Source organism: Microcystis sp. LEGE 08355 (assembly GCF_015207185.1).
GTDB lineage: Bacteria > Cyanobacteriota > Cyanobacteriia > Cyanobacteriales > Microcystaceae > Microcystis > Microcystis panniformis.
Genome location: NZ_JADEXI010000341.1, coordinates 1 through 5,104, shown reverse-complemented (window position 1 = coordinate 5,104; position 5,104 = coordinate 1). Strand labels below are relative to the sequence as shown.

The 5,104-nt window shown below is 43.0% G+C and carries 8 protein-coding genes; 7 read left to right on the top strand and 1 reads right to left on the bottom strand.

Features of this window, described 5'->3' with window-relative positions:
* The 7 genes from IQ242_RS16380 to IQ242_RS16350 form a co-directional block, all read left to right on the top strand.
* Positions 1–933: transglycosylase domain-containing protein (locus IQ242_RS16380; RefSeq protein ID WP_255520664.1), on the top strand; the 933-nt coding region annotated here is incomplete at its 5' end.
* A gap of 160 nt (positions 934–1,093) precedes the next feature.
* On the top strand, positions 1,094–1,522 hold the full coding sequence (locus IQ242_RS16375; protein ID WP_012264774.1) for a putative toxin-antitoxin system toxin component, PIN family: 429 nt from the start codon (positions 1,094–1,096) through the stop codon (positions 1,520–1,522).
* Positions 1,519–1,764 carry a toxin-antitoxin system HicB family antitoxin gene (locus tag IQ242_RS16370; RefSeq protein ID WP_193960693.1) on the top strand — a complete coding sequence of 82 codons (246 nt, stop codon included), beginning with the start codon at positions 1,519–1,521 and terminating at the stop codon, positions 1,762–1,764. Before IQ242_RS16375 ends, IQ242_RS16370 begins: the two co-directional genes overlap by 4 nt.
* A gap of 311 nt (positions 1,765–2,075) precedes the next feature.
* Positions 2,076–2,651, top strand: coding sequence for a Uma2 family endonuclease (locus IQ242_RS16365; protein ID WP_193960692.1), 576 nt, complete (start codon positions 2,076–2,078; stop codon positions 2,649–2,651).
* A gap of 52 nt (positions 2,652–2,703) precedes the next feature.
* A complete protein-coding gene (locus tag IQ242_RS16360) occupies positions 2,704–2,853 on the top strand; it encodes a hypothetical protein (protein ID WP_002787242.1) in 150 nt (49 codons plus the stop codon).
* A 187-nt stretch (positions 2,854–3,040) separates the two neighbouring features.
* Positions 3,041–3,274: a hypothetical protein gene (locus tag IQ242_RS16355; RefSeq protein ID WP_228021043.1), complete on the top strand. Its 234-nt coding sequence runs from the start codon at positions 3,041–3,043 to the stop codon at positions 3,272–3,274.
* A 147-nt stretch (positions 3,275–3,421) separates the two neighbouring features.
* Positions 3,422–4,234, top strand: a complete 813-nt coding sequence (locus tag IQ242_RS16350; protein ID WP_193960691.1) for a DNA adenine methylase — start codon at positions 3,422–3,424, stop codon at positions 4,232–4,234.
* Positions 4,235–4,456: 222 nt separating this feature from the next.
* Here IQ242_RS16350 and IQ242_RS16345 read toward each other — a convergent pair.
* On the bottom strand, positions 4,457–5,104 hold a 648-nt coding region (locus IQ242_RS16345; protein WP_193960690.1), incomplete at its 5' end, for an Rpn family recombination-promoting nuclease/putative transposase.

Genomic DNA, 5,104 nt, shown 5'->3' with positions numbered 1-5,104 from the left:
GCCTATAATAGCTTGCGTCGTCGCGGTATTCGCACCAAAGACCTACAAATTTCTCTAGTCGCGGTGGATCCCCGCACCCATTTCGTCAAGGCGCTCGTCGGTGGCGTTGATTACAATAAAAGTCAATTAAACCGCGCCATCCAATCCCGTCGTCAACCGGGGTCAGCTTTTAAACCCTTCGTCTATTATACTGCCTTCGCTAGTGGTCGTTTTACCCCCGAAACGGTGGTTAATGATGCTCCAGTCCGTTTTCGCGAGGCCGGCGGCTTCTATAGCCCAAAAAACTACGGTGGAGGCTTTTCAGGTCCGGTTTCCCTGCGTAGCGCTCTGATGCAGTCTCTGAATATTCCCGCAGTTATTCTCGGTCGTCGCGTCGGGATAAATAAAGTCATTGAAGTCTGTCGTCTGCTGGGTTTCGAGAGTCCTTTAATTGCCGTGACCTCTTTACCTTTGGGTTCCGTGGATGTGACTCCTCTGGAAATGGCGGGGGCCTACGCTACTTTTGCCAGTAATGGCTGGCATTCCGAGCCTACCTTTATCATGCGTGTTACTGATAGTCGGGGTAACGTCATGCTCGATAATACACCCAAACCGAAGCTAGTTTTAGACCCCTGGGCCACCGCTTCTCTCAATTCTGTCCTACAGGGAGTTATTCAGGGGGGAACAGCAACCTCGGCCCAAATCGGTCGTCCAGCAGCGGGAAAAACCGGTACTACCGATAACGAGAAAAATGTCTGGTTTGTCGGTTATGTTCCCCAATTAGCCACCGCAGTGTGGATTGGAGATGACCGAAACCGCACTTTAGGTAAAGGTATCACCGGTGGTGGTTTTGCCGCTCCCATTTGGCGCGATTTTATGGCACAAGCACTCAAAAATGAACGGGTAGAATATTTTCCTTCTCCTTCCAAATTCCGCAAACCAACGGTTAAGTAGATGGTTAATCTAATGGGTTTGATCGTAATTTATCGATCGAGTAAAGGTGGCTAGGTTTTTGTAAGAGCGCCAATTCAAAAATGAAACCCACGCTATTTTTGTTCTGTGATGATAAAGTTAAGATGTAACTGTACCAATAATCATCGTTGCCCAGTTGCGAATGTCGTTACCTCAGATTGTTATTGATACCAATGTCATTATTGCTGGATTAAGATCTAGGCGTGGAAGTGCGTTTCAACTTCTTAGCCTTATAGGTACAGGAAAATTTGATATGCACTTATCTGTTCCTCTCGTCTTGGAATATACAGATGTCCTATTGCGGGAGTTGCCCAATCTCTATTTAAGTCGAGAAGAAGTAGATGACTTAATTGATTTCTATTGCTCGGTTGGGATACCTCATAAAATTTTCTTCCTGTGGCGACCATTTCTGCGTGATCCCAAAGACGATATGGTATTGGAGCTTGCAGTTAAAGCAGGATGTCAGAGTATAATCACATATAACACCCGTGACTTTGCTGGTGTTGAGCAATTTGGTTTATGTCTGCTTGAGCCTTCAGGTTTCCTACGATTAATAGGTAAGTTACCATGAGTACCATCCAAGTTCAAATTCCCGACTCATTACAGAAAAGTTTTGATGATCTAGCGGCTCGTGATGGAATTTCGATCGATCAATTTATCTCTACTGCGATCGCTGAGAAACTTTCAGCGTTGATGACAGAAAATTACCTAATAGAAAGGTCCAAAAAGGGAAGTCGAGAAAAGTATCAGGCAATCTTAACAAAAGTTCCCGATGTTGAGCCAGAAGCCTATGACCGGCTGCCGACTGTCTGACATATCACTGCACCCGACTTTCTGCTAGACTTTGACAAGGCGGGTGAGTTCAACCGTTTGCAGAGTGTCTAGAAAAGAAAGAGTGGGAAGTGCCATAACCAAGGTGAGAGCATCTGAAAAGCTATTGACAATTGGCCAATTTTGTGATCCCCGTGGGCATTTCCAGTGATACCGGTCAGTTAGAATAGTTAAGAAATCGACCCATTTGATTGAGAGGGCAAATTCTCCTTAAATATACCTGAATCGTCGGTAAGAAACCCAGATAAAGTTCATTTATAATAAAGTCACAAAAAAAACCTTTGCTTGAACCGATGACGACTTCCTTGACTGAGAGTCTCACCCTTGAAGATTTCCTCAAATTGCCATATTTGGAGGATTCTCCAGCATGGGAATACTTGCATGGAGTCGCAATTCAGAAACCCATGCCTAAGACTCGACACTCTATCCTGCAAAAACGTCTTTTAGCTGCGGTTGACAGCCACACTGTTGATTATACAGCTTTACCTGAGTTGCGATGTACCTTCGGCGGGCGTTCGATCGTTCCTGATGTGGCGGTAATTGCATGGAATCGAATTAACCTCAATCAAGCAGGTGAACCGGAGGACGACTTTAGGGAAGCACCTGATTGGACTATCGAAATTCTTTCACCGGATCAAAAGGTAAACCGTGTAATTGACAACATTCTACATTGTTTAAAACATGGCAGTAAATTAGGATGGATGCTTGATCCAGATGATTATTCTGTTTTAATGTTTACTCCCCAACAAGAGCCGGAAGTTTGCAGAGGGGATCACCAGCTTAAGGTAATTGCAGGGGTTGAGTTGACACTGACTCCACAACAAATCTTTGCCTGGCTAAAAGTTGGTCAAGCTAGACAGAGTAAGTAGAAGTCTGGGGAGAAGCACGAGGACTAATATGAATTGATGGGAGAGTAAATTTATGTGGGAAGATGAAATTCTTGAAGAATTACACAGAATACGAGAAGAACAAGCCAAATCTTTTAATTATGATTTCAAGGCCCTATTTGCTGATTGGCAGAAAAGACAAGCAGCGAGTGGCAGACAATTAGTATCACTGCAACTTCAATAATAGTGGCGACTTCAGGTGGTAATGGGTCTAGCAGCGCGGGTGAATCAGACAGTAGTAACTGATAAGATCCGAATGTCTGAACGTTCTCCCTACCCCGCTACGCGCTCAGGGACTCATGGGGGTTTGTTGAAGACGGCTGTTGGCCAGGATCTCTTATAATGGGGAAGTCGGAATGTTTTTTCTTCCTATGCCAGTAAGCGCTGAAGCTCTTAAGCAAGACTTGGATCGACTGACTGATAATCAGCTTCAGCAAGTGGCTGATTTTATTGCCTTCTTAAAGTTTCGCAGTCAGCGTCATCAGGCTGTCCTCGATCCCATGCAACTGGCCGATCTGTTTGCGGAGTTTGCTGATCAAGATCGCGCCTTTGCTGAAGAAGGTATGAATGACTATGCAGTAATACTCCATCAAGAAGATCAATGATGACTAATCCTCTGAAACGGGGTGAAGTCTGGTTAGCCGTCCTCAATCCAACTCAAGGTTCTGAACATACATATCAGGACAGGCACTCATGCAAGGGGCAAAAGGGGGAATAGATAATCAGTCTTTAATAAACGGATTTAGTATAAAATGTCAAAAATTAAAAGTCCCTTGCGTTATCCCGGTGGTAAATCCCGGGCGATTAAGCAAATTCTGCCGCAAATTCCTGTGAATATTAGGGAATATCGAGAACCTTTTTTTGGTGGTGGTTCTGTGTTTTTTGCTGTTAAGCAACTCTTTGGACAACAAATAAAAACCTATTGGATTAATGACTTAAATTATGATTTATATTGTTTCTGGCAATGCGCTCAAGAAAATATTGATTTATTGGTAGCAAAAATAACAGAAATTAAACAGAAATATGATAGCGGACGAGAATTATTTCAAGATTTGACAAGGGAAGATTTAAAGTTAACCAACTTTGAGAAAGCGGTGCGTTTTTTTATCTTAAATCGGATTACTTTTTCGGGAACAGTGGATTCGGGGGGGTATTCCCAAGCAGCTTTTACCAGTAGATTTACTGATTCATCGATAGCCAGATTAACTCAAATTGCGCCGTTATTAGCATCGGTAAAAATTACTAACCAAGACTACGAAGAATTATTATTTGCTGAGGGAAAAGAAGTTTTTATCTTCCTCGATCCCCCCTACTATAGTGCCACAAAATCACGTTTATACGGCGTAAGAGGTAATTTACATACCAGCTTCGATCATCAACGTTTTGCCGATAATATGCGTCAATGTCAGGCTAAATGGTTAATTACCTACGATGATTGTCCAGAGATACGAAAACTCTTTGATTTTGCCCATATTATCGAGTGGAATCTTCAGTATGGCATGAATAATTATAAACAAGGATCGGCGGCATCTGGTAGGGAATTAATGATCAAAAATTATTACTGAAAGAGACGATAGAAAATACTGTCCGTTTTCCCTCAATTTTGTCCCTCAATGACTTGTTGTACTTGTTCAATTTCTAAGTCTAAAGCTTGGGCAATTTGTTCAGCACTTAATCCTAAAGCTGATAAACGGGGTATAGAGGTTAATTTAGCGGATAATTCTCCTTCCTCTAAAATATCTTGATAGATGACGGATTCTCTGAGAATGTCACTCCGAAGGATTTTTTTAATCGTCTCTCGATTGTAATTCCTCGATAGTTGCGGGGGATAAATCGGTAAATTGGGCGATTTCTGGGATAGAAAAACCAGCAGATAGCATTTTTAGGGCAATTTGTCGAGCTTTTTCTTCTTTACCCGCTTGCAAGCCTTTTTGTAGTCCCTTTTCCTCGCCTTCCTCTCTGCCTTCCTCTAAAATATCTTGATAGATGACGGATTCTCTCATAATGTCACTCCGAAGGATTTTTTTAATCGTCTCTCGATTTAATACTAACCCGGCGAGAATACTGGTAGCGGCAGCGAGATTGCTTTGCACCTGTTTTTCGGAAATAGTTTCCAGAGAACGGGACACCTGACTTAACACCTGTTCGGGGTCATCGGTATTGCTGAGGACGGCAAAGGGTAATAAACCGGGATGATGGAAAAATTGCGGTGTATTTTCTTCCCAAAGACGGATGACTTGAAAAGAATGAAAGGTTTCCCCCAGACGGAAGGTATTTTCTTGTACCAGGGGAGAGTCGCTGCGTCGCAGATAAATTACCACTTGACGCATTGGTTTTTGGGGATGACGACGATAGACGCGAATGCGATAATCGAGCATTCGGAAGGGAATTTTGGAGTCGGGGTCGGTTTGAAATTCGGTATGGAGAATTAATTC

Bases quoted from the DNA above. Each gene is read 5' to 3' on its own strand.
- IQ242_RS16375 (WP_012264774.1), top strand. From the start codon at position 1,094: ATGTCGTTACCTCAGATTGTTATTGATACCAATGTCATTATTGCTGGA.
- IQ242_RS16365 (WP_193960692.1), top strand. From the start codon at position 2,076: ATGACGACTTCCTTGACTGAGAGTCTCACCCTTGAAGATTTCCTCAAA.
- IQ242_RS16355 (WP_228021043.1), top strand. From the start codon at position 3,041: ATGCCAGTAAGCGCTGAAGCTCTTAAGCAAGACTTGGATCGACTGACT.
- IQ242_RS16370 (WP_193960693.1), top strand. From the start codon at position 1,519: ATGAGTACCATCCAAGTTCAAATTCCCGACTCATTACAGAAAAGTTTT.
- IQ242_RS16360 (WP_002787242.1), top strand. From the start codon at position 2,704: ATGTGGGAAGATGAAATTCTTGAAGAATTACACAGAATACGAGAAGAA.
- IQ242_RS16350 (WP_193960691.1), top strand. From the start codon at position 3,422: ATGTCAAAAATTAAAAGTCCCTTGCGTTATCCCGGTGGTAAATCCCGG.